The 18,812-nt window shown below is 59.0% G+C and carries 17 protein-coding genes; 12 read left to right on the forward strand and 5 right to left on the reverse strand.

Annotated elements, in window-relative coordinates:
• The first annotated feature begins 17 nt into the window (after positions 1-17).
• From B5527_RS07690 to B5527_RS43555, 11 genes are all read left to right on the forward strand, one after another.
• The gene (locus B5527_RS07690) at positions 18-1,430 is read left to right on the forward strand and encodes an MmgE/PrpD family protein (RefSeq protein WP_079600762.1); all 1,413 of its coding nucleotides are present in this window, start codon (positions 18-20) and stop codon (positions 1,428-1,430) included.
• A 10-nt stretch (positions 1,431-1,440) separates the two neighbouring features.
• Positions 1,441-2,649, forward strand: coding sequence for a 2-methylaconitate cis-trans isomerase PrpF family protein (locus tag B5527_RS07695; protein WP_079607141.1), 1,209 nt, complete (start codon positions 1,441-1,443; stop codon positions 2,647-2,649).
• Positions 2,646-3,455 (forward strand): phosphosulfolactate synthase, encoded by an 810-nt coding sequence (locus B5527_RS07700; protein WP_197689279.1) that lies wholly within the window; start codon positions 2,646-2,648, stop codon positions 3,453-3,455. Before B5527_RS07695 ends, B5527_RS07700 begins: the two co-directional genes overlap by 4 nt.
• Before the next feature lie 60 nt (positions 3,456-3,515).
• A complete protein-coding gene (gene tcuA / locus B5527_RS07705) occupies positions 3,516-5,027 on the forward strand; it encodes an FAD-dependent tricarballylate dehydrogenase TcuA (protein ID WP_079600763.1) in 1,512 nt (503 codons plus the stop codon).
• Between the two features lie 28 nt (positions 5,028-5,055).
• Entirely contained in the window at positions 5,056-6,051 is a 996-nt protein-coding gene (locus tag B5527_RS07710) for an NrtA/SsuA/CpmA family ABC transporter substrate-binding protein (protein WP_079600764.1), read from the forward strand.
• Between the two features lie 10 nt (positions 6,052-6,061).
• Positions 6,062-6,931, forward strand: a complete 870-nt coding sequence (locus B5527_RS07715; protein WP_079600765.1) for an ABC transporter permease — start codon at positions 6,062-6,064, stop codon at positions 6,929-6,931.
• The gene (locus tag B5527_RS07720) at positions 6,928-7,770 is read left to right on the forward strand and encodes an ABC transporter permease (RefSeq protein WP_079600766.1); all 843 of its coding nucleotides are present in this window, start codon (positions 6,928-6,930) and stop codon (positions 7,768-7,770) included. Before B5527_RS07715 ends, B5527_RS07720 begins: the two co-directional genes overlap by 4 nt.
• A gap of 52 nt (positions 7,771-7,822) precedes the next feature.
• A complete protein-coding gene (locus B5527_RS07725; protein ID WP_197689280.1) occupies positions 7,823-8,590 on the forward strand; it encodes an ABC transporter ATP-binding protein in 768 nt (255 codons plus the stop codon).
• A 629-nt stretch (positions 8,591-9,219) separates the two neighbouring features.
• Entirely contained in the window at positions 9,220-9,465 is a 246-nt protein-coding gene (locus B5527_RS07730) for a hypothetical protein (RefSeq protein WP_154072079.1), read from the forward strand.
• A 52-nt stretch (positions 9,466-9,517) separates the two neighbouring features.
• A complete protein-coding gene (locus tag B5527_RS07735; protein ID WP_079607143.1) occupies positions 9,518-9,937 on the forward strand; it encodes a hypothetical protein in 420 nt (139 codons plus the stop codon).
• 145 nt (positions 9,938-10,082) lie between these two features.
• A complete protein-coding gene (locus tag B5527_RS43555; protein WP_154072081.1) occupies positions 10,083-10,661 on the forward strand; it encodes a hypothetical protein in 579 nt (192 codons plus the stop codon).
• A 34-nt stretch (positions 10,662-10,695) separates the two neighbouring features.
• Here B5527_RS43555 and B5527_RS07745 read toward each other — a convergent pair whose 3' ends face one another.
• The 5 genes from B5527_RS07745 to B5527_RS07765 form a co-directional block, all read right to left on the reverse strand.
• A complete protein-coding gene (locus B5527_RS07745; protein ID WP_154072082.1) occupies positions 10,696-11,349 on the reverse strand; it encodes a hypothetical protein in 654 nt (217 codons plus the stop codon).
• Positions 11,336-11,935: an integrase core domain-containing protein gene (locus tag B5527_RS45690; protein WP_245332532.1), complete on the reverse strand. Its 600-nt coding sequence runs from the start codon at positions 11,933-11,935 to the stop codon at positions 11,336-11,338. The genes B5527_RS07745 and B5527_RS45690 overlap by 14 nt, the downstream gene beginning before the upstream one ends.
• A 395-nt stretch (positions 11,936-12,330) precedes the next feature.
• A complete protein-coding gene (locus B5527_RS07755) occupies positions 12,331-12,963 on the reverse strand; it encodes a hypothetical protein (RefSeq protein ID WP_079600772.1) in 633 nt (210 codons plus the stop codon).
• Positions 12,947-15,202 carry a peptidase domain-containing ABC transporter gene (locus B5527_RS07760; RefSeq protein ID WP_079600773.1) on the reverse strand — a complete coding sequence of 752 codons (2,256 nt, stop codon included), beginning with the start codon at positions 15,200-15,202 and terminating at the stop codon, positions 12,947-12,949. The genes B5527_RS07755 and B5527_RS07760 overlap by 17 nt, the downstream gene beginning before the upstream one ends.
• Before the next feature lie 199 nt (positions 15,203-15,401).
• Positions 15,402-16,721 carry a TIGR03118 family protein gene (locus B5527_RS07765; RefSeq protein WP_245332533.1) on the reverse strand — a complete coding sequence of 440 codons (1,320 nt, stop codon included), beginning with the start codon at positions 16,719-16,721 and terminating at the stop codon, positions 15,402-15,404.
• Between the two features lie 1,014 nt (positions 16,722-17,735).
• On the opposite strand from B5527_RS07765, the gene B5527_RS07780 reads away from it, so the two are divergent.
• Entirely contained in the window at positions 17,736-18,563 is an 828-nt protein-coding gene (locus B5527_RS07780; protein ID WP_079600776.1) for a hypothetical protein, read from the forward strand.
• Positions 18,564-18,812: the final 249 nt, after the last annotated feature.

An 18,812-nucleotide genomic window follows, 5' to 3' on the forward strand; every position in this document is an offset into this window, starting at 1 on the left:
GAGCGGAGCCCTTACCCATGTCGTCGGTCGCCACCCCACAGCAGTCTGATGTTCTCACCGGCCTAACGATGCGATTTGCGGAGCATGTCGCCTCGCTCAAATTCGAAGACATCCCGAGCGACGTGGTCGCCAAGGCCAAGCTGATCATGCGGGACGGCGTCGGAAACGAAATTGCGGCGTCGGCGATCAGCGAGCCCGCCAACAAGGTCATCGACCTGATCAAGGAGTGGGGCGGCGCGCCGCAAAGCACGATCATCGGCCACGGCATCAAGGTGCCGACGCCAAACGCCGCGCTCGTCAATGCGATGATGGGCCACGGCATCGAACTCGACGACGCGCATGGCTCCGGCCTGATCAAGGCGGGCTCGGTTCTGGTGCCAGCCGCCTTTGCGATCGCCGAGATGTCCGGCGCTTCCGGCAAGGAAGTCATTGCCAGCGTGATCGCCGGTTACGACGTGGCGATACGCATCGCCAAGGCGATCAACCCCGGCCATCGGCAGCGGGGCTATCACACGACCGGTACGGTTTCCGCGATCGGCGCCGCGGCGATGGGCGCCAGGCTACTGGGTTGCGATGCCGAGAAGATCGCCTGGGCGATCGGCCTTGCCTGCATGCAATCAGCGGGCATTCAGTCCTATCTCGACGATCCCTGCATGGCGAAGCCGTTCAGCCCCGGCAAGTCGTCCTTCAATGGCGTAATGGCCGCAATCCTGGCCAGCCGCGGCTTCAGCGGTCCCAAGAAAGCACTGGAATCGCGCGAAGGGTTCCTCAACGCCTTCACCGACAGCGTCCGGCTGGATGATCTCAAGGACAACCTTGGCAAGCACTTCGCGATCATGGAAGTCGGCTTCAAGCCTCATGCCGCCTGCCGTTACGCGCACGGGCCGATCGATCTCGCGCAGGATGCGTTTGCACTCGACGGAGTCCGTCTCGACAATGTCGACCGCGTCACCGTTCACATGAGCGAATTGGCCATTCGTCAAGCCTCGAAACCGAAGGTGACCAACCTCAACGCGGCGATGGGCAGCACCCAGTTCAGCATCGCCCTGGCGCTCAGTTCGGGCAAGAACGGTCTCAAGGAATATTGGGATGGCTACAAGCAGGCCGCCGTTCACGAAGGAATGCAGAAGGTCGAGCTGCACAAGGAGCCCGACTACGGCCTCGGAGGCCGCCAGGCGCAGATCGATATCGCGCTCAAGAACGGCAAGGTCGTCACGCGCAGTTCGCTCGAGCCGAAGGGCGAGCCCACCAACCCCCTAACCGTGGATGAACTGGAGGCCAAATTCCTGGCCATGACCACGATGGTCATCGACGAAAAGCAGGCGCGTCGGATCAGTGATCTCATGATGTCGCTCGAAAATCAGCCCAAGGCCGATGTCGTTCCTCAAGCCGCAGTGGTGCAAAATGGGCCTTCGCTTCGCGCAGCCTGAAATCGCCCCAATGCAGGCTCCATCGCCGTCCGCGGACCGAAACGAGCAACTCGCGATCCGTTGCACGTTCATGCGCGGCGGATCGAGCCGGGGCGGCGTCTTTCTCGATAGCGACCTGCCGCAAGACAAGCAAGAACGGGATGCCGTGCTGCTGGCCGCCTACGGATCGCCAGACGATCGGCAGATCGATGGCATCGGCGGGGCTGACCCGCTGACCAGCAAGGCAGCCGTCGTCAGGTTGTCCGAACGCGAGGATGCCGATGTCGACTATACGTTTTACCAGGTCGGCATCGACAACGCGTCGGTTTCCACCGGCGGCAATTGCGGCAACATGCTTGCCGCGGTCGGCCCGTTCGCGATCCGCCGCGGCTTGATTCCCGCGGTAGAGCCCGAAACGGTGATTCGGATCTATACGACCAACACCAGGCAAGTCGTGACGGCCCGTATCCCGGTGCGGGACGGCGAGCCGCTCTGCGAAGGCGATTGCGCCATCGCCGGCGTGCCCGACACCGGCGCTGCCATACGTCTCGATTTCGGCAATTGTGCCGGTGCGGTCTCGGGCACATTGTTGCCGACCGGCCGCGCGCGCGATTCGATTTCGGTCGATGGCCAAAATATCGAGGTCTCGCTGATCGATGCGGCAACTCCGTTTGTCTTCGTGAACGCCGCCGACATTGGAGCCAGCGGCGTCGAATTGCCGGGTCAACTTCAGGCCAATGAGGCGTTGATGTCGCGTCTCGAACAGGTCCGCGGCTGGGCAGCAGTTGCGCTCGGCCTGGTCACGGATGCACGCATGGCCCGCGCCAAAAGCCCCAATATTCCGCGCGTCATCATGATCTCCCCCCCCCAGCGCTACGAAGCGGTAGGGGGGCGCGAAGTCGAGGCTTCGGAGGTGGATATTTGCGTTCGTCAATTGGCAATGCAGCGTCCGCACAAGGCGCTAGCGGTGACCGGCGCGGTCTGCACGGCGGTTGCCTGCTCGGTGGCCGATTCCGTCGTTGGGGCGGCAATCGGCAGGCCGTTGCAGAACGTTCGGCTCGGTCATCCCAGCGGGGTGCTGCGCGTGGCATCAAGGATCGTCACGGGGCCGGACGGCGCCCCCGCCATCGAGAGCGCGCAGATCGAACGGACCGCCCGGGTCATCATGGACGGTGCGGTCTATGTACGACGGCGAAAGATCGCCCAGCTTGCAGCATCGGCCAAGGCGGTATCGCAATGAACAAGATGGAACGGGAGCCGAGGAGTTTTGTGCCGCCGGAGCGCAGCGCCAAACCGCGGAAGCGCGGCATGACCGCCGTCATCGATTACGGTCCGGATGGATTTGGCTGGACCGGCGAACGAGGTGTGGCCGACCTGCTCGATTGCGCGGCCGACTACATCGATTTTGCGAAAATCTACGCGATGAACGCGCTGCTGCTGCCGAAGCCGGTGGTGCGGAAGATCGTCAAGCTCTATCGCGATGCCGGCGTCAACTGTTACTCGGGCGGAATTCTGTTCGAATACGCCTATCGGCACAATGAAGTCGACTTGTTCGGCGACCATCTGCTTTCCATCGGGTTCAATTCGCTCGAGATATCCGAGAACTACATCACGATGAACGACAACGAGCGGCTTTCTTTCATCGATCGTTTTCAGCGGCTCGGGCTGTCGGTGATCTACGAGTTCGGTCGAAAAAATCCCGAGCAAACCATGCGGATGGAAGAACTCGAAGCCCTGGTTACCACGCTAAGCAATCGCGGCGTCGATCATGTGATTGTCGAACAATCCGAAATCGACATGACCGCCAGCAAGGCGCCGGAGCAACTCAAGGCGCTGGCGGCTGCGCCGTGGTTCGAGCGCATCCTGATCGAAGCCGATCCCTACCGCTTCCCGAAGCAGCATGTCGGTTTGCTCCAGGATTTCGGCAAGGACGTCAATCTTGCCAACATCGCGCCAGGACAGGCGCTGCGCCTCGAGGGATTGCGACGCGGAATCGGACGCGCCGTCAATTATTCGATGCTGGCGGAAGAAGGAATTCAGGTGTGACCCGGCGCCAGTCCGGTTCATGAACACGCAGACAGTCTTGTCATCAAGAGGCGAATTCTCATGACCACTCGTGATCCCGATATCGATGTCATTGTCGTCGGAGCTGGAAATGCCGCGGCATGCGCCGCGATTTCCGCGCGCAATAACGGCGCCAGCGTGATGATGCTGGAAGCAGCGCCACGCGACGCGCGCGGCGGAAATTCGACCTACACCGCCGGCGCCATGCGATATGTCTTCAATGGCGTGGACGATGTATTGAGTGTCGTGCCGGACGTCAACCCGGATACGCTCGCCAATACCGATTTCGGAACCTATACCGAAGATCAATTCTTCGACGACATGTTTCGCGTCACGCAATTTCGCACCGATCCCGATCTTTGCGAATTATTGGTCAAGCGCAGCCTGCCGACGCTGCAATGGATGCGGCAGCAGGGCGTTCGCTTTCAGACCAGCCATGGCAGGCAGGCCTACAAGATCGATGGCCGCTTTCAGTTCTGGGGCGGTCTCAGTGTCGAAGTGTGGGGCGGCGGTCCAGGCCTGGTAGACATGCTGCTCGACTCCGCCGAGAAGAAGGGCATCCATATCCTGTACGAAACCGCGGCCGTCAGTCTGATTCGAGACAACAACGAAGTCATCGGGGTCAGGGTCCGTCACAATGGCGGCGAGCGCGACCTGCACTGCAAGGCCGTCATCCTTGCCTGCGGCGGCTTCGAGTCCAATGCTGAAATGCGGGCGCGGTATCTTGGGCCGAACTGGGATCTCGCCAAGGTCAGGGGTACCCGCTTCAACACCGGTGCAGGAATCCAGATGGCTCTCGCGGTGGGCGCGATGCCTTGCGGCCACTGGTCCGGCGCGCACGCTGTGGGCTGGGATCAAAACTCGCCCGCGTTTGGCGATCTCGCGGTCGGTGACGCGTTCCAGAAGCACAGCTATCCGTTCGGCATCATGATCAACGCGCGGGGCGAGAGATTCCTCGACGAAGGCGCCGATTTTCGTAACTACACCTACGCCAAATATGGTCGCGAGATTTTGGCACAGCCGGGTCAGTTCGCCTGGCAGGTATTCGATGCCAAGGTGGCGCATCTGTTGCGCGACGAATACCGCATTCGCCAAATTACCAAGGTATCGGACGACACCATCGAAGGATTGGCCAACAAGCTTGAAGGCGTCGATCGCGATAAATTCCTCAAGACGGTGGCCGCATTCAATGCCGCGGTGCGGACAAATGTGCCGTTCAATCCCAACGCCAAGGACGGCCGTGCCGCGGATACCTCCCCGCGCAAGTCGCACTGGGCCAACACGATCGATACCGGGCCTTTCGAAGCCTACGCCGTCACTTGCGGAGTGACTTTCACCTTTGGCGGTCTGAAGATCAGCCAGGACGGTCAGGTGCAGGACACGGCGGGACGTCCGATTCCCGGACTGTTTGCCGCAGGCGAACTGGTTGGCGGGCTATTCTATCACAACTATCCCGGTGGTACCGGACTGACCTCTGGCGCGGTTTTTGGAAAGATTGCCGGTGAGGGCGCAGCGGCCGCGATTGCCGAAACAAAGAGCCGGTCAGCGGCCTGAAGGTAACGCATTTTAGGGAGGTAACGTTATGGTTCATCTCGCGTCACAGACCGCTCGCCGGATCGGCATCGTCATCGCTTCCTGCGTCATGATGATGTCCGCGCATGCAGCGACCAAGGATCCGATAGAGATCAAGATCGGCCTTCAGACCACGCCCCCCGACGAGGTCTATCGTGTCAAGGATTGGGGCGCGAAATACAATCTCAAGGTCGATGAGGGTTCCTACAGCTCGGGCGCGGAAATTCTCAAGGCCTTCATCGCCGGCCAGATAGATGTTGGAAACGGCGGTTCGGGGCGCTTGGTCACCATGGCGGCGATGCAGCCCGATCTTTTCTACATTGTCGCCACGAATGAATATGGTGGCGATCGTTACGGTGTCGTTGTTGCCGCGAATTCGTCGATCAAGTCGGTCGCTGAGTTGAAAGGCAAGAAAATTGGGGTCGTCGCGGGCTCCGGCTGCTACAGCACATTCCGGGTTTACCTCGACAAGAACGGCATGAAGGAAAGCGATTTCCAGATGGTCAATATGAAGGTCGAGGATTTGCGCGCTGCCGTGCAGCAGGGCATTATAGACGCCGCCGTGCTTTGGGAGCCGCACGGCGCGATCGGCGAGAGCATGGGCGCGGTCAAGCGCATTCAATCGATGGGCGGGGTCAGCGTGGCGCCCAACCTGGTGCTGGTCAGCCGCAAGTTCGCCGACGAGCATCCCGAGGCCGTCGCGCGGTATATCGCGACCCTGATCGATGTCGGTCAATTCATCAAGTCGCAGCCGGAGAAGGCCGCCACCGAAGCTGCCGCCAATATTAGCAAGAGGGGCGTCACAATAGATCCGAAGGCGCTCGAACTTGCTTTGACGCGCACTAACGTGGACCCGAAGCTCAACGATACCATGACCGATGAACTCGTTCCGGTCGCGGCATCGATGAAGGCGGCAGGAAAGATTGGCGTCATGCCAGAGTTCAAGAAGCTCGTGCGGACTGATTTCTACGAACAGGCCATCAAGCTGTCATCGCAAACTAACTAGGGACGTATTCATGTCCGATGCCACTCTGGCCCGGACGGCTGCAGTGCGGACCGAGCGCCGCAATTCGAACCTTGCGGTTCATCGCGTCGCAGTGTCGATAGCGACCTTCATGCTGCCGATCATTGCCTTCCTGTTGATCTGGGAAGGCGCTGTTCGGGCCGGCTGGATCGAGGCGTCGATCCTGCCGTCGCCGTCGGCTATTGCGCAGCGTGCCTGGGTTCTGCTGAATCCGTCCAACCTGTCGCAAAGCCTGCTTCTGAGCCATATCGGAATCAGCCTGTGGCGCGCCTTGATCTCCTTTGTACTGGGATGCGTGGTGGCGATTCCGCTGGGATTTCTTCTCGGGCTGAACAAGACCGCCTACCAGATCGCATCTCCGCTGCTCAGCCTGTTGCTGCCGCTGCCGGCGGTGGCGTGGACCCCCATTTTCCTGGTCGCCTTCGGACAAGGCGACTTGACGATCATTGCCGTTTGTTTCCTCGGTGCTTTCTTTCCAATCCTCTACAGCACGATCCAGGGCGTGCGCGGCATCGGCCGTCACTCTTTGTGGGTGGTCCGCAGCATGGGCGCAAGCCGGCTGGACATCTTCCGGCGCGTGCTGTTGCCGGGGGCGCTACCGACGCTGATCGCCGGGCTCAAACTGGGCATGGCGCATTCCTGGCGTACCTTGGTGGCAGCGGAAATGCTGGCGGCGTTGACGCACGGCCTTGGCTTCATGATCTTCGCCGCACGTTCCTATATGGACGTGACGACGATGTTCGTCGGTATCGTGTGTCTCGCCATCATCGGCCTGCTGATCGAGCGCGTAGTGTTCGGTTCGCTGGAAGCCCTGACGGTCCGCCGCTGGTATGGCAGCGGAAAGATTGGATCGAGCCGATGAGCGTTGAAATCGCCGACATCCGTCTGGAGCGCCACGACCTCCCGCTGCGTTCATCGACGATCGCGGTTTCGATCGGTCGCGTCGCGATCATTGTCGTCCCGCTATTGGCCTGGGAGATTTGTTCGCGCCTCGGTTGGATCAACGGATTTCTGTTTCCGGCGCCGTCGCTGATCCTGCATAAATTGTGGGTGCAGTCCGGTCCCGGAGGAAATCCGCCCTACGCCATTCTCTGGCATGTCGCCTATAGCCTGTTGCGGTTGTTGTCCGGCGTCTTCCTGGCCGTCACGATCGGCACGCTGCTCGGCGTCGCGCTCGGGATGAGCCGGCATATGCGGCTGGTGTTTCAACCCATCATCAGCATCCTGATGCCGGTTCCGACACTGGCCTGGACGCCGGTGCTTCTGCTGATCATCGGCATCGACAACCGCACAACTATTCTCGTGGTGTTTCTCGCCGCCGTATTCGAGATGATCTACATCGTAGCAAGCGGCATCGAGATGATGAACGTCAAGATGCTCTGGGTTGCCCAATCGATGGGCGCGAGCAAGTGGCAGATTTTCTGGCGCGTCATCATTCCGGGCATTCTTCCCTATCTGATCACCGGGACGCGGCTCGGCACCGGCTATGCGTGGCGGGCGCTGATCGCGGCCGAAATGCTCGCGGCCAGTACGTACGGACTGGGCTTCATGATCTACGACGCCTCCGAATACATGAACATGGACGTCATCTATGGCGGCGTCGTGCTCATCGCGGTGTTGGGGTATCTTCTGGAAAATGTCGTGATCGGAAAAGTGGAAGCCGCGACGACTGAAAAATGGGGAGTTCTCAATGAGCGTTGATACGGCGCAGATTTTCCCGCTCCGCGGCGGCGCGGGTGCCAAGCCCAAGATCGTGGCCAAGGGCATTCAGAAGTACTTCGGCAGCATGCTTGCCATGGAGGACATCTCCTGCACGATCAACGAACGCGAATTCGTGGCGATCATCGGCCCAAGCGGCTGCGGAAAGTCGACGTTTCTTTATTTAATCGCGGGATTCGAAAAGGCGAGTCACGGAGAGCTTTTGATCAACGGCCTGCCGATCGAAGGGCCAGGCCCCGATCGAGGTGTCGTATTTCAGGAATTTGTGCTGTTTCCATGGCTCACGGTATTGCGCAACGTTACGCTCGGCCTTGATATCAAGGGGATGGTGCCCGAAGAAGCGGAGGAACGCGCCCGCAAGTGGATTCGGCTAACTGGCCTGTCAGGTTTTGAGCATGCTTATCCATCGACCCTGTCAGGAGGAATGAAACAGCGGGTCGCGATCGCGCGCGCGTTGACTTACGATCCCGAGATCCTCCTGCTCGACGAGCCGTTCGGGGCGCTCGACGTCCAGACCAAGAATTACATGATCCAGGATCTTCAAAACCTCTGGCTTGAGGCCAACCGCACCATCGTAATGATTACCCACAGCGTCTCAGAGGCAGTTCAACTGGCGGATCGGGTATTGATCTTGAGCTCGCGGCCATCGCGCGTTATCGCTGATGTGCCGATCAAACTGCCGCATCCCCGCGATCAGCGGGATCCGCTCCTTCGACGGCATGAAGATGAGATCACGGCTATCCTTTCGGCGGAGGTCGACAAGGCGATGAGCCTGGAACGTCAGGTCTCAGCGCGCATCTAACGGATGTCTGCTGACTTGCGGCCGCGACGGTCAACTCGAAGTGTTCGAGCAAAAGCAAGATGGCGCTCTCAAAATTACGATGCGCCAACGTCATTTGAGAACGTTCGATTCGGACGAATATGAGGGGTTCCATCTAGGGATTTTAGGTGCGCACTTATTGGCGGCAGCAGGGCGGTTGCTGCAGCGGAAAGCTAATCCTATCCCCATATGCAACGCTTTCTGCCGAAGTGCTCCGACCGTGCGCTTAGTAAGCTTTGCCATTTTGACTAAACGGGCCGACATACCTGCAAACAGCCTGTAGAGATCGTTTGAGCCGGTTACCTGACCACGCAATCGGCGCTGTGGCCGGTCCGCCTGGCCATGGTGCTCGTCGCCGTGGCTCGAAGCCGACCGACTGTCCTTTCATACAATTTCGGTTCTTCGTCAAAATCTGCGTTGCTCGTGGATCCTGTGAACGCCCTTGGTAACTATCGTATTTTCCGTAGAGCGGTGAAATCGACATAGGCCCGCAAATATCTCCAAAATATTCTCGTCAATGAGGGTGAACCTCCGCCCTTCGAAGGGTACTGGCGCGAATGGTATCTATGGCCACTCGGATCGAATTCATCAAATGTGCAATGGAGGGTTTCATGATTTCAGGCGCTAGCCAATGGTCTAAGGCGGGCGACGATGCGACCAAAGAGGCCTTTCACGTGAGCGAGCTTGGGCTGCTCGGCGAGGTGCTGCACTGCAAGCACCTAGCGGGCGGCTTCAGCGCTGTGCAGGTTGCAAGCGTTCTACAGGGCAGGATAGAGCTTTTCGAGAAGACTGCTGATCGAATGACAATTTTTCGAAACGTTGACGAGCTTATTCGCGCTGGCTGGACAATTGATTGAGCAAAACCGGCCGTCCTCAAACCAACGTAACGCAACGTTCTAGGAAAAAATGATGATTGTCGAGACGGAAGCCCCAAGAGGACAGCCGTGCGTGGGCATCTATTGGGGGGTAACGGATCGGTCAGGTAAGAAATCGATTGTCGTCGATGTCAGCCTCCTTGCAGAGGCAGAGCCCTACGGGGATTTTCTTACTCATTCGAGGGGGCACTATGAGGTATGGGAGGCGTGGCGCCGCCTTGGAACGACCGGCCTTGCAAGACGCGGACTTCCGGATGTCTTCCGGATGCATGAATACGAGGAGTTTCCGAGAGGGAGGGTCGTATACGATGGAGAACATAAGAGATTTGTCATTTACGCAGATCGCAGGCTCCAGACCGCGGCCTTCATTGCGGAGATCGTTGGTGCATTTCATCTTCAGACCGAATCGTACATCATTCAATCCGATTCGCATTACCGCAGCAGTTGGTCATGATGTTCAAGGCTGAGGTAACAAGCGCGTATCAGCCGCTTTCAAGCTAGCGCCCGCAATTCAGAAAGACGACGGCGCGGTGCAACAGCGAGCGGCCGCAGGTATTGGGAAGCATTGAAACCATCGGCGAAAGCCAGAAAGAGCAGAAATGGACGAGAATATTGCGATCCTTCATCAAGCAATAAAATCCGCAATAATGTTATATGCACAGATGGCGCGAACCTCGGAGCCACCTCCCGAATCCTTCATACGGGATTTATGCGCAGTTGAACTTCATCGAAACAATTTTTGGGCGGTCCGGATCGAGATGCCGGCGCGAGATTGCGCAGCTTGGGGAATTGATCGGGCTAAGCTTCAGCATCTTAGTCGAAATTTCTTAATCGACATGGCCTGCTTTCGCGAACACGGAGGCAAATCGTCGGACCTGTTAATGCTCGTCGAGTTCAAACTTTGGACCAACAGAGACACCGTTGCAAAAGACGTGGCGCGGCTTAACGAGCTGATTTCTCTGTTGCCGGATAATCAAGGTGTAATGGGTTACGTAGTTAGCGTGCCTCACTACGAGAATGCCGCGAAGGTGCGGGAAGCGCTGGAAGACTTCGCTGAACATTTCATGCTGAGCCGCGAGGTTGCAGCCAGCGGAGAACCGTTCCCAACAGGCGCCGATATATTGGGACCAAGTGCAGGCATAGCGATAATCGACGTGAGAAATCATCATCGTTCATGAATTAGCGTGTAGTCCGTCGGGCGGGTTAACCGAGCTACTCTTGATGCGTAGCAACCGAAGCGAGGTTGGCCAGCAGCAAGTAGTCCTGCCACTGAGTCAAAAGCTTCCCTAGATCACTTCTGATTCCTAGGCTGATTAAGAGGTCGTGCGTACGATTGTTAGCCTGAGAAGGTGTGAAATAGGGAAGGATGGGGAAATGATAGGTTTTCTCCCCCCACGCGCTGAGATCGACGGCAAGCAAGTCGATTGTGAAGCAGTACTGGACGCCCTTGACTGTTCTCAGCTCGGCCGCTCGCTTATAGCAATCAGCAACACTGAATGACATCCCGGCCATACCGGCAGATTTGAAGCGCTTGTAAAAATTCGCGACACCGTGCTGCGCAATTTCATAGCTGCCGGTTTCGGTCGAGAGCGCGGGACCGATTGCTCGCTGTCCTAAAATGGTTGCTTCGTAGCTATACACGTCAATGCCAATACGAAGAGCATCGCGGGTCGAAAGCCATTGCACTTCGTCGGGTCCTGGCGTGGTTATGTAGCGTATAGCATCAAGGTCCAGCCCAATATTAGTTAGGTAAGCAGCGAGACAAATTGCGCGTTGCATCGCCGTCGCTATCATCAATCGTCGCGCGATTTTGACCGACTGACACCCCACGTCACCGTGTGCCTGTCGTAAATCAAATCCGGACATATTGGTGGTGTAGCCCGCCGAGAATTGGGCGGCAAAGAATGTGCCCGGCTAGTTCGACGGCGCGGGAGATCGGCGCATCTTTCTCCAAAGACAAATGCGTCCGTATCTCGTTGTGATAACTCATGTACGACAGCAGGATGTGACGGAGGTGGCGCTCGCTGAACACAACGACGTGGTCAAGGCATTCCCTGCGGATCGAGCCGATCAGCCTTTCAGCATATCCATTTTGCCAAGGGGAGCGCGGCGACGTCGGTCGATCGCGAATGCCCATTGATCGAAGCCTTCGGATGAAGACCTCACCATAGGCCCCGTCCCGGTCACGAATGAGATAGCGGGGAGCTTGTTCCCAGCCGCAGGCTTCCGTGATCTGATTTGCGATCCAATCTGCGGTCGGATGCGCTGTGACGCCAAACCATAAAATCTGCCGTCGACCATGCCCCACAATCAACAAGCCGTAGAGCAGACGAAACGAGATTGTCGGTACGACGAACAGATCCATCGCGGCGATGCCGTCGGCATGATTGCGAAGGAACGTCCTCCAGCCTTGGGATGGCGGCTCTCTTCGCTTGGCCATGTACTTGGCCACGCTGGTCTGCCCGATATCGATGCCGAGTTTGAGGAGTTCTCCATGGATCCGCGGCGCTCCCCACAGAGGATTGGCAATGCTCATCTCGCGGATAAGCTTGCGTATCTCAGGCGCTACAGTTGGCCGGCCCCCACGGCGCCGCGACTTCCACCGCCAGTAGGATCTGAACCCGGCGCGGTGCCATTTAATCACGGTCTCCGGCTTCACGATCGCCAAGGCGTTCAGCACCTTCGGAGCCAAACGATACAAGCCGGCGAATATCAGACGGTCCAGCATCCCGAACGTCGGCCGTTTCGGCGATTTCTGCCGCAACACGTTAAGCTGATGACGCAGAATCATGTTTTCAGCCTCAAGCGAGACCCGCGACCGGAACGCTCCGACCAACGCCAACCAAATTAGGCTACAGACCTCTCGCATAAGGCAGGAGCATCGCCCGATTCGATATCAGTTGCCAGCAAGATTGAGTTTCCGACAGGGACAGCGGCCTGGAGGCCGCTGATGCGCTGCTGATAAGTCTCGCGCTTGAAATCGCGCTCCGACTGACGCTGCGCGAATATCGACGCCTGCAGCAACTGGTTTGGATCGGTGCCTGTGGAGGCGAACGGGCTTCCCGTAGCTTCTGCCTGCATGCGCGAGACTTCCGCCTGCAACGTTGAAACCAGCGCTTCCGACGCGCCGACATCCGCCGCCGCGAAGGTCGGATCGAGCCGCGCGAGCACGTCGCCGGTATGCACGCTTTGCGCCTCGGTCACGTCGATCGAACGGACAACCGAGGTTTCGAGCGGTTGCACGACCAGCAAGGGCACCCTGGAGACCACCTTTCCCTGAGCAGTCACAACCCGGTCGATCGGGATCAGCCCCATCGCCATGACGCAAGCGACGAACATGCTGGAGATGATCCAGATCGTGCCGCGCGCCGTGCGGGGAACTGGGGCGGCGGCGAGAGATTGAGATGGCGACTGGAATTCCAGGATCGCCGGAAGCGTCGGATCGTTCGCGCGGTTTGCGCGGCTAACTGGCCTTTGCATGACGCGGCCCTTGATTCCCGAGATGGCGATTCTGTTGGGTCCAGAGTTGCCGGTAGATGCCGCAGCGTTCGAGAAGCAAACGGTGCGGCGCGATGTCGACGGCCTTGCCGTTTTCCAGGACGAGGATCTGGTCACAGTCGATCAAGGACGACAGGCGGTGCGAAACAACGATCATCGTCCTGCCGTGCGCGATGCGAAGCAAATTGGCGTTCAGCACCGCCTCGCTCTCCGGATCGAGCGCGCTCATTGCCTCGTCGAGGATCAGGATGCGCGGATCGGTGATCAGGGCGCGTGCGATCGCCAACCGCTGCCGCTGTCCACCCGAGAGGTTCGGCGAACCTTCTTCGATCAGCGTCTCGTAGCCATTCGGCATGCGCTCGATGAATTCCTCGGCGCCGGCGAGGCGCGCCGCGCGCACGGCATCGTTCAGCGTGAGCCCGGGACGACCCGCGATGATGTTTTCGCAAATCGAGCCGCGGAACAGGAAATTCTCCTGCAGCACCACGCCGAAACTCTGGCGCAGATGCCGTAGATTGATCTCGCGCACGTCGTTGCCATCGATCTTCAGGAAGCCGCTATAGTCCCGGTTGATCCCTTGCAACAGCCGCGTCAACGTCGACTTTCCGGACCCGCTGCGCCCAACTATGCCCAGCATCGTGCCCGCGGGCACCGCAAAGGTGACGCGTTCGAGCGCGGGAATTTTCGTGCTGCCGTAGGTGAAGCTGACGTCGTCGAAGGCGATCGCGCCGGAGAGTTGCGGACGCAGTCCGCGGGAAAGAGTACCGTATTCCAGCGGGCGGTTCAGCACCGACGCGGCCTCGCTGATCGCGGCGCCGACCTCCTCGTAATTCTCGATCAGGCGCGCCAGCCCCGCGAGCGGCTGCGCGACGCGCATGCTGAGCATCATAAAGGCGAACAGCGCCCCGACGGCGTAGCCGGATTTGTCGGTCATCGCGAGATAGGCGCCGACCAGCACGATACCGATCGACATGAATCGCTCGATCGGATTGACGATCGTTTGCGGCCAGTTTGCCAGTTTCCCGAAGGCCAGCCGCGCCTTTCCGGCCTCGGCAACGCGCGTATCCCACAGCATCCGGCGCTGCGGCTCGAGCGCGAGGGATTTCACGGTCTTGATCCCGAAGATAGTCTCGCCCAGTGCCGCGGCCTTTTCGGATTCGGCGACAATGACTTTGGCAAATACACGCTGCAGCGGACGCAGATAGGCCAACACGACCAGCACGATCAGGGCCGAACAAGCGAGGACCACAAAGGCCAGCGTGGAATTGAGATAGAACAGGAACGGGAGCAGCACGGTCAGCGTCATCATGTCGAGGAACGTCGTCAGCAGCTTTCCCGTCAGGAATTCACGGACTTTGTAGACCTGCGCGATCTTATGCATCGTCTCCCCGGCCGGGTGACGCTCGAAATAGTCGAGCGGCAGCCGCAGCAGACGGTTGAAGACGTGCAAGTTCAGCTTCGCATCCAGCCGCGCGCCGACGACCATCACGATCAGCCGGCGGGCGTAGCCAAGGACCGCCTCATAAACGGTCGCGATCGCAAGGATGGTGGCGAGGAGCACCAGGGTCGAGTAGCTATGGTGCGTCAGCACCTTGTCGACCACCGTCATCACCAACAACGGCGGGAAGATCGTCAGGAAGCTCAGCGTTAGCGAGGCAAACCCGATGTCTCGCAGCGACGGCTTCTCCTGCAACACGAGGCCGGACAGCCAGCTCAGGGTGAACGGTGCGTCCGTCTCCGTTTGCCCGCGCTGGGCACGCAGCAGCACCGCCTCACCTGACCAGACCCTCTCCAGGCGCAACTCGTCCACTGCCAAGGCTATCTCGCTTGCCAGCGCGTGGGGATCCCGAAGGAAAACCACATGGCGGTCAGCATCCGCCCCCACCATCAGGGTCGCGCTCCCGTCGGTGAGCAGCAGCACCACCGGCCCGGTGTCGACGCAGTGCATAAGCTGGCGCCAGTGCAACCGCACCGCCCGCGCCCACATGCCGGCGCTCTGTGCCCATTCGGAGAGCGAGGCCGCTGAAGGGATGTCTTGCGCACCCGTGGAGACGAGCTCGCCTGGATCCAACTCGATGCCGTGGAACCTGGCCGCGACCATCACCGCCTGCACGCGCGGATGGATCACGTCACCGTTGGTTTGGCGCCCACTGCCGGCATCAGTCGGGAACGTAGGCTGATAGCGCTGCGTCAGCGAACCGAGACGCTGTCCGATCGACATGTCCACGACGGCGTCTCCTCAAAGGAGCTTCCGAAAAAAGCATACCTGCCGTTCTGGGCTACGAAATGCGGCGCCGTCATTACCTATGACGTGTAGCGGGGCGGAGGGCGGCGCGCGTCATCCGCCCTTCCGAAGTTGCGGGTCCCGTCGTTTCGCGGTCGAGCGGCCCCAAGAGCAGCGGCCCGACAGTTCTGGAACCTCACCCATGCATTGAATGCGACCCTGTCATAGATCCTGCCATAGGATTTGTCAGGGTATCTGTCATAGATCCCACCATCGATCCTGTCATAGATCCCGTCCCAGGAGTTGTCATAGCTCCCGTCATGGCACCTGATCCCGTCATAGACCCTGTCATCGAATTCGACCCTGTCATCGACATGGCCGAATTATTGGATTCTGGAATCGCCGCCAAGCTGCCAAAGAGACCGTGCGCCTCGTTCTTCACTCCTGCGGTGAAGTAGATCTTGTTCGGATCGGTGCCGGCATTGCCACTGCCGGGAACAAGCGACCAGAGATCAAAGATGGTGATCGGGGCACCGTTGGCGTCTTCCAACTTGCCCAGGAAATGATCGTTCTTCGGATTGAAGACATTGATGGTGCCGTCGCCGAAATTTCCGACCAGAAGATCGTTGGCGAACTCGCCAAATCCCGCGGGTGCAATCGCAAGCCCCCAGGGAGAATCGAGCACCCCGCCGGACGCCACCCTGTCCAGCATATGGCCTTGCAGGTCGAACTCATCCACGAAGCCGTGGCCGACACCGGGGACGTCATCGTGTTTGGTGGGATCTTGCAGCGCGAACGTGACGAACAGGTGGTTGTCAAGAACCTGCACGTTGAAGGGCGCGTAGCCGGCCGGCACGTTCGGATCGGTAAAGCTATTCACCTGATTGAAGTTCTGGTCGAACACATCGACCGTTCCATTCCGGAAGTTTGCTGCGTATAGGAAAGTGCCATCGTCGGTCTGCGCAATCGTGAGACCCTTGTAGACGGCTCCGGTGCCGCCCTGTGAGTTATCGACGGCCAGGACGGAACTGGCGGGGTCCACGGTCGGACTCCAGCCGGAAATGGTGCCGTCCTCGGTTGCAAAAATGAAGACGGACGATCCCGTATGGCCGCCGCTGGTGACGTTGAACCCGGTTCCCGCGATATTGAACACGTCTCCGGTCGGGCTTGACGGCGAGGTCTGCCCTGGAGGCGCCGCGATCGTGATTGCGGGAAACCCACCGACCTTCACCAGGGTTCCGTCACCGTTATAGACCGTCGTCACGCCCGCGCCGTTGTCCGACACCCAGAAAGGACTGGTCGCGCTGTGAGTTAAGCCCCAGGGATTGATGAGATTTGGATCGATTGTCACTGCAGGAACAACGAAGCCATCCGAGACCAAATTGGTCTGCAGAAAGGTTGTTTCCTCCTCGGCGCGATGATGATGACGCTCAGTCTGTGCATCCATGGGTTTCCTCCTTAGCTTGGGTTTCCTCCTTACCTTGGCCCGCTTGTCTCTTGGCGACGTGCTCGACACCACGAATACCTGGGCGCTTGCCCATTCGCAGGTAACAGCGTTGCTTGAAAAGAAGTGCCGCACGTCCCGGGGAGCACGGATAATCAGACAGTGTCCCTTGGGATATCGCGGGTCTCAAGTGACTTTTTTGTTGGTTTCTTCACGTTTGTTATCACGTTTGTTAGTCTTTTCACGATCGGGTGAGACTTTGGCGCGGCTAGTCTAGCACTCCAGCGTCCTACATCGCCCAGCCAGGCATGGAGGAACAAGGTGTTCTTGTCGCGGGCGTGGACGGCATCGCCATCGAACTTGTTGTACCAGATGTACTGCAGGCCCACGCGCGCGTTGAACCATGGCTATGCGATGGTAATCGGCCGGCCCAGCTTGTGGATAGCTGAAGATTTTGGGTGCTGCGCTTCAGGCTGATGGTGAAAACGAGGTCCGTGGTGACGGCCTCAAGCATCATGACAGCGCTGACAGCGATCCGATCACACGCAAGATTTTGTTATCGCATCTTCGTCATCGGTGGCTGCTGAACCTTGAACGCGCCCAGTCGGCGAGGTGGAATAAGTGTAGGCGCCATCGAACATCGTTCGCACAGCGGGGTTTTTGGGAACTCAGTTCCCGATTGACAAACGGCCGCAGCTTTGGCTGTAGCCGTCGCATGGGGAAGCGATCTCCCCACGAGGCGACATGCTAAAGAATCGCGTCCGGTTTTCCACCAAGGACGCGTCATGTCAGCAATTTACTCGATAACCCCCGATAAACTTTCACGCTTGACCGGCACGGCTGCGTGCCCCGTTCTCGTTGACGTCCGGACCGACGAAGACTTCGAAGCTGATCCCCACTTCATTCCGGGCGCGGTGCGGCGGAGTCATACCGATGTCGCGGAATGGGCGCCGAGCCTTTGCGGACGAACGGTCGTCGTGATCTGAGAAGGGGAGAAGGGTTGGAGCGACCGTTCGCCCTGGCGGGCACAGTGAGTTCGCTGAGTAAGGAAAGGACCGGTCGCCGCGAGAACCGTGGGGAGCGCAGATGTTTGGGTATGTGAGCGAGCCGCCGGGTAAACGGTTCAGCGATTCCAGGTCAAAACAGATTGCGGCCGGGGTCATCGTTGGCATTTGCACGGTCGGATGGGCGGCACCCGCCTTGGCCTATCGTCCATTCGATGGAACAGACGCGGCAGTCGCCGATTTGGGCGAGGTCGAAATCGAATTCCAGCCAGCAGGTGCTATTAGCGCCGGGGCGACAAAGCCGCTTTCCGAAGCCGTCTTTAACTATGGCTTTGCGGATAGATGGGAGCTGGTCCTGCAAGGTACGGCACAGGTGCTGCCCGAGGCGGCTGGTCCACTCAGCGTCTCCAATGGTGCGTTCTTGAAATACGTATTGGTGCCTGGCGTTCTCCAGGGAAAGCAGGGACCGAGTGTTGCCACAGAATTCGGCCCGCTACTGCCGCCGGCCGGCGGCTCAGGTGTAGGATTCAGCTGGACCGGCATCGTGTCGCAACGGTGGGAATGGGGAACTATCCACCTGAATACAGCGACGAACCTCACACCCGACCAGCATGGCGAGCTCTTCTTCGATGCCATCATCGAGGGACCGAACCAGTGGAAGGTCCGACCGGTTTTTGAATTCTATTCCGACAGTGTCATCAACCAACAGCAGACATATTCAGCTCTGGCTGGGGCTATCTGGCAGGTGAACGACAAGCTCAGCTTTGATGCTGCGTTTCGCCATGCGCTGGTCAACGGACACGCCGTGAACGAGATCCGTGCCGGACTAACGTTCGCGTTCAAGGTCGAAAAGGACGCAACATCCGCCAAGCCAGGTGTGACTTTTGGTAATTGGGGCCTTTCGCGATGACCATTCGCGACGACTGCTTAGGATTATTTTGGTCGATTTTGGCATGTCCGCCGCGTGTCCGGCAGGGTAATCTCGGAAATGCCCGGTTCGTTGTTGATGGGTGTCACCTGAGGCGTGATTCAAGCTCCTAAAACCGAGCCTGAATCATACTCGTTGTCATTGTTGGCGGGGACAACTGCGGAACTTCGAGCGCGTTATAGATGGCATCAACACCACTAGGCTCGCTTGTCCCCTCAACGTAACACTTCA

It is taken from the genome of Bradyrhizobium erythrophlei (assembly GCF_900129425.1).
In the GTDB taxonomy this organism is placed as follows: domain Bacteria; phylum Pseudomonadota; class Alphaproteobacteria; order Rhizobiales; family Xanthobacteraceae; genus Bradyrhizobium; species Bradyrhizobium erythrophlei_C.

What these genes read in the sequence shown, in the direction of transcription:
- B5527_RS07690 (WP_079600762.1), top strand. Translation starts at nt 18, where the DNA reads ATGTCGTCGGTCGCCACCCCACAGCAGTCTGATGTTCTCACCGGCCTA.
- B5527_RS07695 (WP_079607141.1), top strand. Translation starts at nt 1,441, where the DNA reads ATGCAGGCTCCATCGCCGTCCGCGGACCGAAACGAGCAACTCGCGATC.
- B5527_RS07700 (WP_197689279.1), top strand. Translation starts at nt 2,646, where the DNA reads ATGAACAAGATGGAACGGGAGCCGAGGAGTTTTGTGCCGCCGGAGCGC.
- tcuA (WP_079600763.1), top strand. Translation starts at nt 3,516, where the DNA reads ATGACCACTCGTGATCCCGATATCGATGTCATTGTCGTCGGAGCTGGA.
- B5527_RS07710 (WP_079600764.1), top strand. Translation starts at nt 5,056, where the DNA reads ATGGTTCATCTCGCGTCACAGACCGCTCGCCGGATCGGCATCGTCATC.
- B5527_RS07715 (WP_079600765.1), top strand. Translation starts at nt 6,062, where the DNA reads ATGTCCGATGCCACTCTGGCCCGGACGGCTGCAGTGCGGACCGAGCGC.
- B5527_RS07720 (WP_079600766.1), top strand. Translation starts at nt 6,928, where the DNA reads ATGAGCGTTGAAATCGCCGACATCCGTCTGGAGCGCCACGACCTCCCG.
- B5527_RS07730 (WP_154072079.1), top strand. Translation starts at nt 9,220, where the DNA reads ATGATTTCAGGCGCTAGCCAATGGTCTAAGGCGGGCGACGATGCGACC.
- B5527_RS07735 (WP_079607143.1), top strand. Translation starts at nt 9,518, where the DNA reads ATGATTGTCGAGACGGAAGCCCCAAGAGGACAGCCGTGCGTGGGCATC.
- B5527_RS43555 (WP_154072081.1), top strand. Translation starts at nt 10,083, where the DNA reads ATGGACGAGAATATTGCGATCCTTCATCAAGCAATAAAATCCGCAATA.
- B5527_RS07745 (WP_154072082.1), bottom strand. Translation starts at nt 11,349, where the DNA reads ATGTCCGGATTTGATTTACGACAGGCACACGGTGACGTGGGGTGTCAG.
- B5527_RS07755 (WP_079600772.1), bottom strand. Translation starts at nt 12,963, where the DNA reads ATGCAAAGGCCAGTTAGCCGCGCAAACCGCGCGAACGATCCGACGCTT.
- B5527_RS07760 (WP_079600773.1), bottom strand. Translation starts at nt 15,202, where the DNA reads ATGTCGATCGGACAGCGTCTCGGTTCGCTGACGCAGCGCTATCAGCCT.
- B5527_RS07780 (WP_079600776.1), top strand. Translation starts at nt 17,736, where the DNA reads ATGTTTGGGTATGTGAGCGAGCCGCCGGGTAAACGGTTCAGCGATTCC.